The organism is Pseudomonas sp. SWRI77, from assembly GCF_014269105.1.
Lineage (GTDB): Bacteria > Pseudomonadota > Gammaproteobacteria > Pseudomonadales > Pseudomonadaceae > Aquipseudomonas > Aquipseudomonas capeferrum.
On record NZ_JABWRV010000012.1, the window covers coordinates 26851 to 42581 of the forward strand.

The window sequence follows — 15731 nt, forward strand, 5'->3', positions numbered from 1 at the left end:
TGAGCTGCCGGGGCAGCGTTAGAACAGTGTGGCGGACAATTCTGGAGGTGGAGGGAGTGTTAGACAATCTGGCTGGAAGGAGAAACATTGTCTCGCCAGGCGGGACAGTGATGATCCTCCACACGTGTATCGGTCAGCCGCCACCAAACTGCGCCCGGTACTGCGCTGGTGTCATGCCGATGCGCTCGCAAAACACCTTGCGCATATGCCGATCACTGCCAAACCCACACTGTGCCGCCACCACCTTCAACGGCAGGTCGCTGCCCTCGAGCACTTTGCGTGCCTGATCGATACGCGCATTCTGCAGGTACTGCAGCGGGGTGATGCCGACCTCGCGCTGGAAGGTCCGGGCAAAATTGCGGCTGCTCATCGCCACCAGGTCGGCCATCTTGCGCACGGTAAACGGCTGGTCGATATGGTCGACGATATAGGCCTGCACCCGCGCGGTCGGCGAGTCGTCGCGCGGCACGGCCGCCAGCAACGGCCCGTAAGGTGTCTGCCCGCCCTGGCGATGGCGCGCGACCAGCAGCACTTTGGCCACTTCCAGCGCCAGTGCCTTGCCATGGTCTTCGGCAACTACGGCCAGGGCCAGGTCGATACCTGCCGTGATCCCGCCCGAGGTGATCAGGCAGCGGTCGATCACATAGATCTGTTCGGTCTCGACTTTCGCCTCAGGGAAGGCCCGCGCCAGCCGCTCGACGTAGTTCCAGTGGGTGGTACAGCGATAACCGCCAAGCAGCCCCGCCCGGCCCAGCAAGAACACGCCAGTGCAGATCGCGCCGAAACGCTTGGCCCCACGCACGGCCTGCGTCAGCCAGTGCTCGAGCCCCGGCAGCGCAACGTCGTAGGCGCCTGGGCCTCCGGGTACCAGCAACAGGTCGACGGCTTCCGGCAGCGCCTCAAGGCGCAGGTCGGCGATGACCCTCAGCCCGCATGAGCTGCGTACCACTCCATCCCCTTCGGCCAACGTGATCAGCCGGTATTGCCGCTCCGCGGGCAAGAAGCGGTTGGCAATGGCAAAGGCATCCATGGGGCCGGTGACATCCAGCAACAGCACATCATTGAACAGCACCATCGCCACGGTGCGGTGAGCGCGATTTTCCTGCATACCACTTTCGCCTTTAGTACGGGCCGCCACTGGCGGCGTGAAGCTGAACAGGCGCGCATCTTAAGGTATCGGTATAGCGGCCAGGGCCAGCAATGCACAATTAAGAACTATTCAGGTTTGGCTCAGGACTTTGTCATGTCCTCGGGGCGAGACTTTCCTCATTGAACAGGAGAGTCGCCATGAGCCCTCTGACGATCTGCAGTACCTCACAGGCCCCGGGCGCGCTGACCCCTGCACGCCTGCGCCAGGCCAAGGAACTGATGCTGCACAGCCCCTTGTCGATCATCGAGATCGCTGGCCTGTGCAACCTCACCCGCAGCCACTTTTCTCGCGCGTTCAAGGTCAACACCGGCTTGTCGCCCCAGGCCTGGCGCCTGCTGGCGCGCATGGAGAAGGCCAAGCGGTTGCTGGTCACCGAGGTGCCGATCACCCATGTCAGCCTCGAATGTGGTTTCTGCGACCAGTCACATTTCACCCGGGCGTTCAGCCGCCTGGTCGGCCAGCCGCCCAAGGCATGGCGGCGGACCAGCCAGAACGCCGCATCCGGCGCTCATTCTTAAACCATGTTTATCCGTTGGTATACCACCTCCGGATAGTACCGCCCCCGTTTTCCAAGCCCAAATCATCCAAGGAGAAACCCCATGAGCCAACCCGATTACAAGCGCCTGAACAAAGACGACGCCGTGGTGCTGCTGGTCGATCACCAGACCGGCCTGATCTCGCTGGTACAGGACTTCTCACCCAACGAGTTCAAGAACAACGTACTGGCCCTGGGCGACCTGGCCAAGTTCTTCGGCCTGCCGACCATCCTCACCACCAGCTTCGAGCAAGGCCCGAACGGCCCACTGGTACCCGAGCTGAAAGAGATGTTCCCGGACGCGCCGTACATTGCCCGCCCAGGCCAGATCAACGCATGGGACAACGAAGACTTCGTCAAGGCGATCAAGGCGACAGGCCGCAAGCAACTGATCATCGCCGGTGTGGTGACTGACGTGTGCGTGGCATTCCCGACCTTGTCGGCGCTGGCCGAAGGCTTTGAAGTGTTCGTGGTCACCGACGCGTCCGGTACCTTCAACGAGACCGTACAGCAGGCTGCGTGGGTGCGTATGACCCAGGCAGGCGCGCAGATGATGAACTGGTTCTCGGTGGCCTGTGAGCTGCACCGCGACTGGCGCAACGATATCGAAGGGCTGGGTAATCTGCTGTCCCAGCGAATCCCCAACTACCGCAACCTGATGAACAGTTATGCGGTGTTGAGCGCGCGTTGATGTAAGCCTGCTCGGGCCTCTTCGCGGCGGTGCGGCGATCCGACTTACCCGCGAAAAGGCTGCACCAGGCTACACAGGCTTCAATCGCCTGCCCGAATCGGCACAGTTACCCGAATCCTGCACCCGCCCAGCTCTGACGCCTGCGCCTGCAGCTGTCCGCCATGGGCTTGAATCACCGAGCTGCATATCGCCAGCCCCATTCCCAGCCCACCGCTCTTGGTGGTGTAGAAGGCGCCAAACACGCGCTCCAGTTCCTCTGGCGCAATGCCCGGCCCATTGTCGTCGACACAGATCTCCACCTCGTCCTCGACAACGGCACAGGTGATCCGCAATACGCCGTCGTTGCGAAACCCCGCCAGTGCTTCCAGAGCGTTAGTGAGCAAGTTGTAGATCAACTGCTGCAACTGTACCGGGTCAGCCATCATGCTCGTCGCCGCTTGCAACCGGGTTTGCACGTTCACGCCGCATTTCAAGGCTTCCGAGGACGTCAGGCGCACCACTTCCAGGATCAGCGCATCAAGCTTCACCGCCTTGCACTGCATCGGCGACTGTTTGGCCAGCGAACGCAGCGCGCGAACGATGTTGGCCGCGCGCTCGCTGTCTCTGCGGATATCCTCCAGGCCATCGATGGCTTCCTGCAGGTCGGGCTGGTCGCGTTTCAGCCAGCGAAGGCTGGCCGAGGCATTGGCGGCGATACCCAGCAGCGGCTGGCTGATCTCGTGGGCGATAGAGGCCGACAACTCGTTCATCACCTGCAGGTGCGCACTGCGCGCAAGCTCTGCCCGTGAGCGGCGCAGCTCGGCTTCCATCTGCGCACGGCTTTTATTGTCTTCGGCCAGGCGGGTATAGAACTTGGCGGTTTGCAGCGATACTGCAGCCTGCGAAGCGAGGATCTCGAGCATGGCCAGGCGCTGCCTGCCAAACAAATTGGGCACCAAGCGGTTTTCCAGGTAGACCAGGCCGATAAGCACGCCTTGCAGCAGCAGCGGAAGGCACAGCACCGAGCGGGCGTTGCGCGCGTGCAGTTCCTGGCGGAAGGCTTCCGGGCAGTCGCACTGGGCATCGTTGAGCACCAGTGGCTTCTTGGTGCGCAGGGTGGCGTTGATGATCGACAGCGGGGCCTGGGTCATGAACTTCTGGCAGTTGTCCATGCGCACTTGTAAACCGGCGTCGTCGATGTAGGCCAGCGCAGCCATCTGGAACTCGGCGCCGCTGACGATCAGCAAGGCGCCGTGATCGGCACCGGAGTGCTGGGTCAGGTGCCCCATCAGGGTTTCGATCAGGCCCTCCAGCAGCACTTCTTCGGACAATGCGCGCGCGGCCTCGAGGCCGACTTCCAAGTCCAGCCGGGCCTGGCTGGCAGAGCGGTAGGTCTCCTGCACGGGCTGAGTGCGCAGGAAGGGGTGCAGGGTTTCGAGCTGGCGTACCTTGCCCGTGGCGCCCCAGATGTGGAAGCAGTCGCGGGCTATACGCAGGTGCAGGTTGGCACCGGAGATCAACCCGCTGGGGATGCATACTTCGGCCAGTTGCTCGTGGGCGAGGGCCTGCTCATGGATGAACCCGGCGGCCGTAGCTGCGATCTGGGCCTGGTCGAAGCAGCGGATGGCGGCCAGGCCGTCGCCGCTGAGCTTGGCAATCACACCCTCGATCAGCAGCAGCTTGCTGCGGAAGGTGACCGGGTTGAAGCCCGACCATGCCGCGAAGCGTTCGCGCAGTTCGTGCAGTGCGGCCAATTTGCCCATCGCGGTGCCGGGGGCCTCTGGGCTGCCCAGGGTCAGGCCGCAGAACAGATGGTAGTCGGCCAGGTTGATGTGGGCGGGGGCGGCCCAGGCATGGCTGCCGGCACTGGCGAGTTGGCGTACGGCCTGTTTGATGTCGCCCAGGTAGAAGGCCGACATGCCAGTGAAGAGGTGCTTGAAGAACAGTGTTGTACAGGATTTTATGGCGTGCACGGTGGCGTCGGCAGGCGCTTCGCACGCCGACCGCGAGGCAAGGCCGCTCCTGCCGCCGCTGCCGATCATGGCGGCGACGAATGCCTGCTGGGCCAGGAGGATATGTTCGACATCGCTGTAGCCGTAGCCGCGAACGGTGAGCAAACCTTGCGCCACTTCGCCGCCGACTTCCTGCAAATGGTGGCCCATGAACAGCGAGTCGGAAACCAGGTGATTGCGGGCATAGCAGGCCATCGCCAGGTCGCCGCTCAGGCGCGTCGAGTCGAGCGCCTCCAGTGCTGTGCGTCGGGCGTACTCCATGGGGGCGGTCCAGGCGCTGACCTGGTCCAGGGCAAGCAGGGCGCTGGTCAGGTCCGCCTCGAAAGCGTGCCGTTCGATCAGCTTGAGCGCCGCCAGGCAGTAGGCATGGCCATCGTGGTAGGCGCCAAAGCGTTCGGCAGCCATCACACCGAACCAGGCCAGGCCATAGGTGCTGCCAGGGGCCACGCCGTGCAGCAACGACAGCTCCATGATCTTGGCAAGGTGCAGAAAACAGATATCGTCCTTGACGAAAAACGATGACGACAGCGTCGCCAGCAACGCGATCGCCACGGCCACTTCTTCCGAGTCGGTTTTGGGCAGCGACTCCAGGCAGTGCTGACCCTTGTCTTCGATCAGGGCATGCACGCGGCCATAGGCGGCCTCGACCAGATCGGGGTTGGAACCCTGTACCAGCGTGACGCCCAGCAGCTCAAGGCCACTGATGGCGCAGGCGATGGCCGTCGGGTAATCCGAGCGCAGGGTATGTAAGCGGGCCTCAAGCTTGCAGACACGCGCCTTGTCCAAAGCCGATTGCGCACGCAGGTGGCATTCGCGGATGCGGGCTTCGGCCTGCGGCATCCGCGACAATTGCATGTCGCACTCCGCCGCCAGGCAGGCGATGGCAAGCGCATGGGTTGCCTGGGTGCCAGGTGCAACGCTCAGGCGCAACAGTTCGTCGGCGGCATGCAGGTAGCCGGCCGTCTGCTCGTAGGCGGCGCTGTCACGCGCCCTCAGCGCAGCTTCTTGCAGTAGCAGCACAAACACCTCGCAGTCGCAGGCCTCGAATGCACGCGGGCTGGCCCGTTGTACTTGGTTGGCGATCTCGAACACGGCCTCGTGCAGCGTCGCCTGCCAGGCTTTGCGCATGGCGTGGGCAATGTGCGCATGCAAGGCCGGCCGCTCTCGTGAGGGCGTGAGTGCGTAGGCGGCTTGCAGTACGCGATCATGGGAAAACCTCAGGCCCTTTTGCCCCGGCAGCAGGAAACCTGCGGCAATCAAGGCTTTGAGCTGTTCGGCCAGGTGCGTGGCGGGCAGTGGCAGCATGCTGCGCAGCAGTGGCTCATCGCATCGGCCACCCGCCGCGCTGGCCACGCGCAGCACATCGCGCTGGGCCGAGGGCAGGCGCGCCAGGCGATGGACCATCAGGTCGGCGACGTTGTCGGCATAGCGGTGTTGCGCCACCGCCGACAGTGACCAGGACCAGCGCATGGTCTGGGTGTCGAAGGTGAACAAGCGGTCCTCGACCATCGCCCCGAGGATCTGGTGAATGAAGAACGGGTTGCCAGCGGTCTTGGCGTGCACCAGCTCGGCGAGTTGCAGCGCGGCCTCAGGTGCGGCGTGGTAGCGTTCGCCGATCATCTCCATCACCGCGCCGACAGTAAGGGGGCGAAGGTCGAGCGTGGTGCTGCGGATGGACACAGGGGGCACACAGGGCTTGCTGTCGGGTGCTGCGTCGCTGCGCCGGGCAAAAATCAGCAGCAGGTTGCCGGGCGCTTGCTCAAGCAGTTCGTCCAGCAGGTGCAGCGTGGCGTCGTCGGCCCATTGCATGTCATCGAAAAACAGTGCCAATGGGCGCCCGGGGCGGCTGAACACCTGCAGGAACTCGACCACGGCGCGCAGTTCTTTTTGCAGTGCCAGCCGCGTGGGTTTGTCGGGGAGCTCGGCCGTGGGGCCGATCACCAGCTTGAGGTCCGGGGCCAACTTGCCGAGCAGCCGGCCACGGCCTTTGATACGCCGCAGAATTTCACGGCGTAGCAGCTCCAGGTCACCACTGTTCTTGGCCAGCAGTTGGGTGGTCAGTGACCCGAGGATTTCGATCCAGGGCCCGTAGGGCACCGCTCGCTCCAGGCTGTTGCACGTGCCGCTGGCCCAGTATCCCTCGGCGCTGCCCTTGAGTGCCGCCTGAACCAGGCTCGACTTGCCCATGCCCGTGGCGCCTTTGATGAACAGGGCCTGGGATGTGCTGTCCCGGCGCAGTGCCTTGAGCAGCAGGGTGATGACCTTCTGCTCGGCAGAGCGGCCATAGAGGCGGTCGTGGCTGGGGGAAAGGGGGTCGGCGCTGCCGGGTTGGAAATCTGCGATGGCCTGGCCCGCACGCCACTGCCGCTGACAATGGCCAAGGTCGACCGCCAGCGCGCGGGCAGTCTGGTAGCGGGCATCGGGCTCTTTGGCCAGGGCCTTGGCGAGGATGCGGCTGAGCGGCTGCGGTACCCGGTTGTCGACGTCGATGGCCGCCCGCGGTTGAACGCCGGCATGCAGCTGGCGCCAGTGCGGTTTGTCGCGCCCGGCCAGCGGCAGCTCGCCCAGCAACAGCTGGTACAGGATGGCGCCGAGCGCATAGATATCGCTGCGTTGATCGCAGCTGGAGCCGTGTGGGCAGATCTGTTCCGGTGCCAGGTAGCTCCAGGTGCCGAGGGGGGTGCCTGGTTCGCTGATCAACGCCGGCACATCGGCGCTGAAACAGCCAAGCCTGACCCGATGCGCGTGTTGCACGCAGATGTGCGCGGGCTGCAAGGCACCGTGCAGAACATTGCTTTCGTGTGCCAGCGCCAGTGCCGAGGCGGCGTTGACGGCGATGTCGAGGAAGCTGGGGAGCGCTGCGGGGCCTTGGGCAATCAGGTCGGCGACCGAGCGGCCCGCCGGATAAACCAGCAGCGGCCCTTCGGCCGAACGCAGATAGGCCGAGGGGATCACCGCCCACTGTGGGTCGAGGCGCAGACGATAAGCGCGCTCCAGGTGCTGGCAGGCAGCAGGCGACTCAAGGGGCGCGCGTACGGCGAGCCACGACTGACCAGTGCCGGGGTCACGCAGGCGGAAGTAGGTCAGATCACCTTCCTGCCCCAGGCGCGTGATGTCGCACCGGTTCAACCAGCCCTCGTCGATCGACGGGTCATAATCGATGGGCCTGCAAGCGAGGCGTTCATCGAGCATCAAGCACCCCCTGCTAACGACATCCAAGGGCGCGAGTATACGCAGCGAGCACCGTGCGCATGCCCGGGCCAGACGGCTTGGCAGGAACGGGAACCATCTTGACCGTTATCGCCCCCTCGGCTGAGGCGGGTGCTTGTATAGTCCAAGGGCCGACCTATCCCTCGGGATAATTGTATGAATGTGGACGGTGGCCTAGATTGCATGGGGCTGCGCAACCGCCCGGACCCGTGAGATTCGAGACGACCATGATCCGATTTGGCAATGCCCAGGTGTCGCTGGAGCGACGAGAAGCGTTTCTCGACGGCAAGCCGATTACGTTGGGCGGGCGCGCCTTCGAAGTGCTGGCGACGCTGATTCGCGCCAAAGGCCGGGTGGTCGGCAAGGACGAGCTGTTCAGCCAGGTCTGGGCCGGCACCGTGGTCGAGGACAACAACCTGCAGGTGCAGATCTCTCTGTTGCGCAAGGCGTTTGGCGACCGCGGCCTGATCCAGACCGTGCCTCGCCGGGGCTATCGGCTGGCGGCTGAAGTCGCGCTCGACCTACCGGCGAAGGACATTGGGCGCGCGTTGCGACCTGTCGACCTCGATACCGCTGACGCAGCGGGTGACTGCTCGGCCGTGCCCGTGCTGGTGGTAGATGACGACCCTTCGGTGCTCAATGCCCTGGGCCGGCTGTTGCGCTCGCACGGCATTTTGCATCGGCTGTACGCCTCGGCTGAGGCGCTGCTTGAAGCCGATTCGCACGTGCCCTGTGCCTGCTTGTTGCTGGACATGAACCTGCCTGAGGCCAGTGGGCTGGAGCTGCAGGCGATATTACGTCGGCTCGACCTGCCATGGCCGGTCGTGTTCATGACCGGCCACGGCACCATCCCCATGACTGTTCAGGCCATGCGTGCAGGTGCGGTGGAGTTTCTGACCAAGCCTTTTGATGAAGCGCAGTTGCTGGCATTGCTGACGGCACTGCGTGCCCGCGCGCTGGCGGCCGGGCGCACGTGGCGGCATGCTCGGCAGGTTCGGGAAAAGTACGGGCGGCTCACGCAACGCGAGCGCCAGGTGTTCGCGCTGGTGGTCAGCGGGTTGTCGCACAAACAGATTGCCAAGGAGATCGGCACCAGCGAGGTGACGACCAAGGTGCACAAGAAGAACATCATGAACAAGTTGCAGTCCCGCTCGCTGGTCGAACTGGTGGCCATGCACAACGTGCTAGAGGCGCGTGTCGAGGGCCAGGGCGCCGCATGAAGCCACAGGGGGCAAACGACAGGGTGTGGGTGTGCATCGTCGATGACGATACGTCTGTACGTAAAAGCCTGGCCAACCTGCTGCGGGCGACAGGCTTTGGCGCACTGCTGTTCGGGTCGGGTGAAGAGTTTCTGGCCTCGACGCTGGCGTGTGACGCCGGGTGCGCGTTGCTCGATCTGAGGATGCCCGGGCTGACTGGGCTGGAAGTGCTGCGTGAGCTGGCACACCTGGGCTGGCGTTTGCCGGTGATCTGCATGTCGGCGCATTGGGATGATACGACGCTAGAAGCGTCGCTGCGCCAGGGGGCGGTCGCCTACCTGGCCAAACCGTTTTCCGAAGAGGCGTTGCTGGCGGCGGTACAGGCCGCAATGACCGACCTGTAGGAGCGGCCTTGCGTCGCGATGGGCCGCAAAGCGGCCCCCAAAACCCACGCCCCTGTCAGCTCCCAGGCCGATACTGCAACGCCTCGCCCAGATGCCCCCGGGCAATCGACGCCACGCCCTCCAGGTCCGCCAGCGTGCGCGCCACTTTCAGCAGCCGATGGGCAGCGCGCAACGACAAGTTCAATCGCTCGCAGGCAGTCTCCAGCCAAGCCTGGTCGGCCGCCTCCAGCAGGCAATGGCTGCGCAAACCGTTGAGGTCGAGAAACGCATTGGCGCACCCTTGCCGACGTTGCTGCAGGTCGCGCGCCTCGGCCACCCGCTTGGCGACTGCGGCGCTGGTTTCGCCGCTGGGTTGGTTGTTCAGCGTGGTGGTTTCGCGCGCCACGGTCAGGTGCAGGTCAATGCGGTCCAGCAGCGGCCCCGACAGCTTGTTGCGATAACGCTGGACCTGGTCGGTGCTGCAGCGGCAGCGGCCGCTCGGGTCGCCGAGGTAGCCGCAAGGGCAAGGGTTCATCGCCGCCACCAGCTGAAAACGCGCCGGGAAGCGCACTTTGTCCCGCGCCCTGGCAATCACGATCTCGCCGGACTCGAGCGGTTCGCGCAGTACTTCCAGCACGCGCCGCTCGAATTCCGGCAACTCATCGAGAAACAGCACACCATGATGAGCCAGGGTGATTTCGCCCGGCTGTGGCCGGCTGCTGCCGCCCACCAGTGCAGGGCCTGAGGCCGAGTGGTGCGGGTGGCGGAAAGGGCGCTGTGGCCAGCTGTTCAGCGGCGCATGGCCGCTGACCGACTGAATGGCCGCCACCTCCAGCGCCTCGCGCTCGTCCAGCGGCGGCAACAGCCCTGGCAAGCGGCTGGCGAGCAAGGTCTTGCCAGTGCCGGGCGGGCCGGTGAACAACAGGTTGTGCGCCCCGGCTGCGGCCAGCAGCAAGGCACGCTTGGCCGCCACCTGGCCCTGTACCTCGCTGAGGTCGGGGTAGGGCCGGCTGTTCAATACCAGGCCATTGGCGGCATAGGGCGCTAACGGTACCTGGCCGTTCAGGTGGGCGACCAGTTCCAGCAGGTGCCCGATGGCATACACCACCAGCCCACCTGCAAGGCTGGCTTCTTCGGCGTTTTCGCGTGGTACCACCAATGCCCGACCCGCATCCCTTGCCGCCAGCGCCGCCGGCAACACGCCCTGCACAGGGCGCAGTTGCCCGGACAGCGCCAGCTCGCCCAGGCACTCGATGTCGCAGAGGGTGGCCACCGGGACCTGGCCACTGGCGGCCAGAATGCCCAGGGCAATGGCCAGGTCATAGCGCCCGCCATCCTTGGGCAGGTCGGCGGGCGCCAGGTTCTGGGTGATGCGCCTTGCCGGGTAGTCCAGGCCTGAGTTGACGATGGCACTGCGTACCCGGTCTTTGCTTTCCTTGACCGTGGTTTCGGGCAGGCCGACCAGGGTGAGGTGGGGGAGCCCGTTGGCCAGGTGGGTTTCGACGCTGACCGCCGGTGCCTGCACGCCTACCTGGGCGCGGCTGTGGACGAGGGCAAGTGACATGGACGCTCCGTTGTCGCTGAAAAGGGCCGCTTCCTGCGGCTTGGGCAAGGTTAGCGGGGGGAGTGGCAATCAGCGCAAGAAGTGTGCGTCCTGGTTTTTCAGGTCAGGGATTTCCCCTGGTTTTTCATACAATCTGACAAAAATGGATCCAATAACTTTGCGCAGATCCAGGGTATGGCTTAGTGTTGAAAGGCTACCGCGCTTGCCATGGGATGGCAGCGCCGCTTCCCACAAATGGACTTGAGGTATTGCTCCGTGCAAACGCTCACTCGCACTCGCCAGGCAATCCGAGAATTGGTGCAGGCCAGTGCATTCGTTGAACTCAACCGCTACTTCGACATCCTCGAAGTGCGCTGGCGACAGTCGCCACCCGGCGAGTTTCCTGCCTACCTGGAGGCCGTCGAAGGGCACATGCTGGTCGATTGGGACTGCCAGGGCGACAAGGCCCTGACGCAGGTTCTAAAGGCCTGGATCGACGCCTGCCCCAAGGCCTACCACCCTCAGGTGGTGATGGGCTTGCATTGTTTCAGCCGCGCCTGCGATATCCACGACAGTGCCAATGCCGAGCCCCTCAGTGCCGAGCAGCAGTTGGCGGCCGAGCAGGTTTGCGAGCTCGGCGCCGCGCACCTGTTGCGTGCCATGGGGCGCTCGGCGCAGCCGGTGGCGGCGGCCATCGGCATGCTGCGGCTCAGCGCGCAGTTTGCCGAGCCAGGTTGGTTGCGCGAACTGTTCGACGGCCAGCCGGCACGCTTCAGCCCGAGCGCTCACGCGGATGTGGAGGTGCAGGAGGCTGCGGCGCCGCTGTTGGTGAAATACGGCCTGCTACCCCTGGCCCAAGTGCCACAGACCTTGCCGGCGTGCCTGGGCAAACGTGCCGTGCATGGGCGAGAAGCCGCGCAGCACTATTGGCTGCAGCATGCGCTGGGTGCTTTCCCCGGCTGTTTTGAAGCGATTCAGGCGCATGCCGTCTACCTGCTGCCCCGTTGGGGCGGCAGTTACGCGGCAATCGACGAATTGGCTGGTGGCACGCTGTGTGAAGGATGGCGAGAGGAGCAGCGCAATGCGCTGCGCTGGCTGGCTATCGAGGACCAGCTCGAACTGCCGCATGCCGGCCAGGTGCAGTCGATCGCTGCCTGGCAGCAGGTGTTCAAGGGGTGGTCGCTGCGTGCGCTCAGGCCTAGGGAGCGCGCTACCTTGCTGGCATGGCGTGGTGCCTTGCGTGGTTGTGCCCTGCAGGACTACACGGGCGCGCTGCGCGATTTTGCCGTCTGTGTAGACCTTTACCCTGACCTGGGCTTTGTCCCGGGTATCGGCCAGCCCTTTCGTAGTTTTGTCTGCCTCATGCTGTTCCACGGCATGGACGATGACCAGCAGGCATTTCGTAGCGCGATCGAGCGGCTGTGCGAGAGCGGTTCGCACCCGGCTGCCTGTGCGCTGCGGGCGGTGGGGCATGCGTTTGGGCGCTGGGGGTTTGCATGTTCGCCTGAGCAGGCACGTATGTGGTCGCAGCGTGCGGTGAAGCGGCAACTTGGCCGCCAGCGGCCGGATTTCGATGTGCTCGAAGTGCCACGTCTGCTCTGGTCTGCCAACCAGCAAGAGGCCGCCTATTTCCTTTATGAACGCTGTGCCGATCTGAGCCTGCCAGAGGCTGCGCTGAGCCTTCATCACCTGCATCGCGGTGCACTGGCCAACACCCCTGGGCACTACCTGGACGCGGATGCGGCCGAATACTGGCTGCTGCAAGCGGTGCAGGCTGGCTGCAAGGTGGCCAAATACACCTTGGCATGCCGGCGTATGCAAAGTGCCGAAGCCTTGAGCGACCGAAGTGCCATGCTGGCAGTGAGGCGGCTATTGAACGATGCGTTGGGCAGTGCGCAGACCGCTGCCGGTGCGCGGCTGCAACTGGGTATTCTGCTGCGGCAGTTTGGCGAGCCGCAGGAGCAGGCCGAGGCCGTCGACTACTTGCTTGGCCTGGTCGAGCACCCGGACGATTGGATTGCCGCCCGTGCCAGCGCAGAGCTGGGGCTGGCCTGGATGCAGGGGCATGGCACACGCAAGCAAAGCCGCTTCGCGGCCATCGAGTGGATCAACCGCGCAGTGGCGTTGCAGCCGGCGGACAACGACATCGAGCATATCCAGGCCGAGATACTCAACTCGCACAACCGGGTGAAAACACTGTTCACCTTGTGCGGTGCCGCTTTGTTTCGGGGGACGCTGCATGCCAGCGAGTTGCCGCCTAAATCGGGCAACCCGGGCGAAGGGCGATTGCAGGCATCGGCCTGAACCTTATGCCTGAGGTGGCGCCATCCGTGCTTCCAGCTCGGCGACCTGTTTCTCCAGGGCTTCCAGGCGAGCGCGGGTGCGGGCGAGGACGACCATCTGGCTGTCGAATTCTTCGCGGCTGACCAGGTCCAGCTTGCTGAAGGCGCCCTGCATCAGCACCTTGAACTGGCTTTCGAGTTCGGCGCGAGGCTGGGCGGTATCGCTGCTGAAAAGGCGCGAGGCCTGGTCGCTCAGGGCGTCGAGGAGGGCTTTGGGCGCGAGCATGTTCGGCTGTCCACTGAATCTGAAAAATGACCCGCAGTGTAGCACGCAGCAAAACACTGTTTTGAGGGCAGGAGCGGGTGAGCCTTGCACATTTTTCGAGCAAGACGCCGACGGGTAGCGCACCGAAATCGTGCATCTTTTTGATGCTGGCGACTGGCCAACGCCGACGCCTTCAAGCAACTCACTGTTTTCTGGTGGTTTAGTGGAACTGGCAAGGTTTCTGCAAAGACCTGTACGAGCCATGCACTGATGCAGTTCCTTGTGACCAGGCAGTGCGCACGCGGAGCCGGATGCCGACGACGCGTTACAAAGCCAACCGCTGCGCTTAGACTTGAGACGGGTTTGTTTTCCTGGGGCAAGTCCACCAAATCGGGAGAGAGTTTCATGAAGCTAGTCACAGCCATCATCAAGCCGTTCAAGCTGGACGACGTGCGCGAGTCGCTGTCGGAAATCGGCGTGCAGGGCATCACCGTCACTGAAGTCAAAGGCTTCGGTCGGCAGAAGGGCCACACCGAGTTGTACCGCGGTGCTGAATACGTGGTCGACTTCCTGCCCAAGGTGAAGATCGACGTCGCCATCGACGACAAGGACCTTGATCGGGTGATCGAAGCCATCACCAAGGCTGCCAACACCGGCAAGATCGGTGACGGCAAGATCTTTGTGGTGAATCTGGAGCAGGCGATCCGCATCCGTACCGGCGAAACCGATACCGACGCGATCTAAGTAACAAAAAAAGCCTCACCAAACCCAACGCCCCAGGAGAAAACAACATGACTCTGCGTAAGATCGCAGGGCTAGGAGCCCTATTGTCCCTCGTAATGCCCGGGCTTGCCCTGGCAGAGGAAGCTGCCCCAGCGCTGAACTCCGGCGACACTGCCTGGATGTTGACCGCAACGGCGCTGGTGCTGTTCATGACCATCCCGGGCCTGGCCCTGTTCTATGGCGGTATGGTGCGTTCCAAGAACGTGCTCTCGGTGATGATGCAGTGCTTCGCGATCACCGGTCTGATGAGCATTCTCTGGGTCGTCTACGGCTACAGCATGGCCTTCGATACCACGGGTATGGAAAAGGGCGTGCTCAACTTCAATTCCTTCGTCGGTGGCTTCTCCAAGGCGTTTCTCAGCGGTGTCACCCCCGACAGCCTCACTTCGGCCACTGCGCTGTTCCCTGAGGCGGTGTTCATCACCTTCCAGATGACCTTCGCCATCATTACCCCGGCGCTGATCGTCGGTGCCTTCGCCGAGCGCATGAAGTTCTCCGCGATGCTGGTGTTCATGGGCATCTGGTTCACCCTGGTGTATGCGCCGATCGCGCACATGGTCTGGAGCGGTGATGGCGCGCTGATGTGGGACTGGGGCGTGCTGGACTTCGCTGGCGGCACCGTGGTGCACATCAACGCCGGTATCGCGGGCCTGGTGTGCTGCCTGGTACTGGGCAAGCGCAAGGGCTACCCGACCACGCCGATGGCCCCGCACAACCTGGGCTACACCCTGATGGGCGCGGCAATGCTGTGGATCGGTTGGTTCGGCTTCAACGCCGGTTCCGCCGCCGCTGCCAACGGCACTGCCGGCATGGCCATGCTGGTGACCCAGATCGCCACCGCTGCTGCGGCGCTGGGCTGGATGTTCGCCGAGTGGATCGGCCACGGCAAACCGAGTGCCCTGGGCATCGCCTCGGGTGTGGTCGCCGGCCTGGTCGCCATCACCCCGGCTGCCGGTACCGTGGGCCCGATGGGCGCCCTGGTGATTGGCCTGGCGTCTGGCGTGATCTGCTACTTCTGCGCCACTACCCTCAAGCGCAAGCTGGGCTATGACGACTCGCTGGACGCCTTCGGCGTGCACGGCATCGGCGGTATCGTCGGCGCCATCCTGACCGGTGTGTTCGCAGCACCAGCCCTGGGCGGTTTCGGCGCTGTGACCGATATCGGCATGCAGGTCTGGATCCAGGCCAAGGGCGTGATTTTCACCGTGGTCTACACCGCCATCGTTACCTACGTGATTCTCAAGGTACTGGACGTGGTGATGGGGCTGCGGGTCAACGAAGAAGAAGAGTCGGTCGGCCTCGACCTGGCTCAGCACAACGAACGCGGCTACAACCTGTAACTGCGACGCTGGAAAATCTTGCCCGGTTCGCCGGGCATTTTTTCGCCTGATTTTTGCCTTTTCCCGCACAGCAAACGGTTTATCCGCCACGTTCGCGACGCAGGCGGAAAACTTACAAGATGATGGGCGTTTATGGCGCTTTGCTTTTTCTACGGGCGCGCTAGAATGCGCGCCGAAGGGTGTTGGACAAGCAGTCCGCAGGCGCCCCCAGCCTTTGCTAGGCTTGCCATTAGCGCGTGGCCAGCAGATGGCTCAAGGATTTCGTCAGGCCCTGCCAGGAGCAGGGCCTGCAGGGTACAAACCCTCCCATCAGGAGGTGCATGCCCAAGGCAGTGGCCAACCCACGGCCAGTTGAATTT

General features: G+C 63.8%; 11 protein-coding genes. 7 read left to right on the top strand and 4 right to left on the bottom strand.

Going from position 1 to position 15731, the window contains the following annotated elements:
- Positions 1 to 133: 133 nt before the first annotated feature.
- Positions 134 to 1108 carry a GlxA family transcriptional regulator gene (locus tag HU766_RS13545; RefSeq protein ID WP_186657573.1) on the bottom strand — a complete coding sequence of 325 codons (975 nt, stop codon included), beginning with the start codon at positions 1106 to 1108 and terminating at the stop codon, positions 134 to 136.
- A 179-nt stretch (positions 1109 to 1287) separates the two neighbouring features.
- Here HU766_RS13545 and HU766_RS13550 point away from each other — a divergent pair, with 179 nt between their 5' ends.
- Both HU766_RS13550 and ycaC read left to right on the top strand, forming a co-directional pair.
- On the top strand, positions 1288 to 1668 hold the full coding sequence (locus tag HU766_RS13550) for an AraC family transcriptional regulator (protein WP_052040632.1): 381 nt from the start codon (positions 1288 to 1290) through the stop codon (positions 1666 to 1668).
- Between the two features lie 81 nt (positions 1669 to 1749).
- A complete protein-coding gene (ycaC, locus tag HU766_RS13555; protein ID WP_033702238.1) occupies positions 1750 to 2376 on the top strand; it encodes an isochorismate family cysteine hydrolase YcaC in 627 nt (208 codons plus the stop codon).
- 80 nt (positions 2377 to 2456) lie between these two features.
- On the opposite strand, the gene HU766_RS13560 is transcribed toward ycaC, so the two are convergent.
- Positions 2457 to 7559, bottom strand: a complete 5103-nt coding sequence (locus HU766_RS13560) for an ATP-binding sensor histidine kinase (RefSeq protein WP_186657576.1) — start codon at positions 7557 to 7559, stop codon at positions 2457 to 2459.
- A 245-nt stretch (positions 7560 to 7804) separates the two neighbouring features.
- Here HU766_RS13560 and HU766_RS13565 point away from each other — a divergent pair, with 245 nt between their 5' ends.
- Both HU766_RS13565 and HU766_RS13570 read left to right on the top strand, forming a co-directional pair.
- Positions 7805 to 8797: a response regulator gene (locus HU766_RS13565; protein WP_033702234.1), complete on the top strand. Its 993-nt coding sequence runs from the start codon at positions 7805 to 7807 to the stop codon at positions 8795 to 8797.
- The gene (locus HU766_RS13570; RefSeq protein ID WP_189673224.1) at positions 8794 to 9180 is read left to right on the top strand and encodes a response regulator; all 387 of its coding nucleotides are present in this window, start codon (positions 8794 to 8796) and stop codon (positions 9178 to 9180) included. The genes HU766_RS13565 and HU766_RS13570 overlap by 4 nt, the downstream gene beginning before the upstream one ends.
- A 55-nt stretch (positions 9181 to 9235) precedes the next feature.
- On the opposite strand, the gene HU766_RS13575 is transcribed toward HU766_RS13570, so the two are convergent.
- Positions 9236 to 10723, bottom strand: coding sequence for a YifB family Mg chelatase-like AAA ATPase (locus HU766_RS13575; RefSeq protein WP_186657578.1), 1488 nt, complete (start codon positions 10721 to 10723; stop codon positions 9236 to 9238).
- Positions 10724 to 10978: 255 nt separating this feature from the next.
- On the opposite strand from HU766_RS13575, the gene HU766_RS13580 reads away from it, so the two are divergent.
- The gene (locus tag HU766_RS13580) at positions 10979 to 13006 is read left to right on the top strand and encodes a DUF4034 domain-containing protein (RefSeq protein WP_186657581.1); all 2028 of its coding nucleotides are present in this window, start codon (positions 10979 to 10981) and stop codon (positions 13004 to 13006) included.
- Between the two features lie 3 nt (positions 13007 to 13009).
- Here the strand turns inward: HU766_RS13580 and HU766_RS13585 are convergent, their stop codons facing one another.
- Positions 13010 to 13270, bottom strand: a complete 261-nt coding sequence (locus tag HU766_RS13585; RefSeq protein WP_033702230.1) for an accessory factor UbiK family protein — start codon at positions 13268 to 13270, stop codon at positions 13010 to 13012.
- A gap of 384 nt (positions 13271 to 13654) precedes the next feature.
- Between HU766_RS13585 and glnK the strand changes: the two genes are divergently transcribed.
- Entirely contained in the window at positions 13655 to 13993 is a 339-nt protein-coding gene (gene glnK, locus HU766_RS13590; RefSeq protein WP_002555808.1) for a P-II family nitrogen regulator, read from the top strand.
- A 47-nt stretch (positions 13994 to 14040) separates the two neighbouring features.
- Positions 14041 to 15372, top strand: coding sequence for an ammonium transporter (locus tag HU766_RS13595; protein ID WP_033702228.1), 1332 nt, complete (start codon positions 14041 to 14043; stop codon positions 15370 to 15372).
- Positions 15373 to 15731 lie beyond the last annotated feature (359 nt).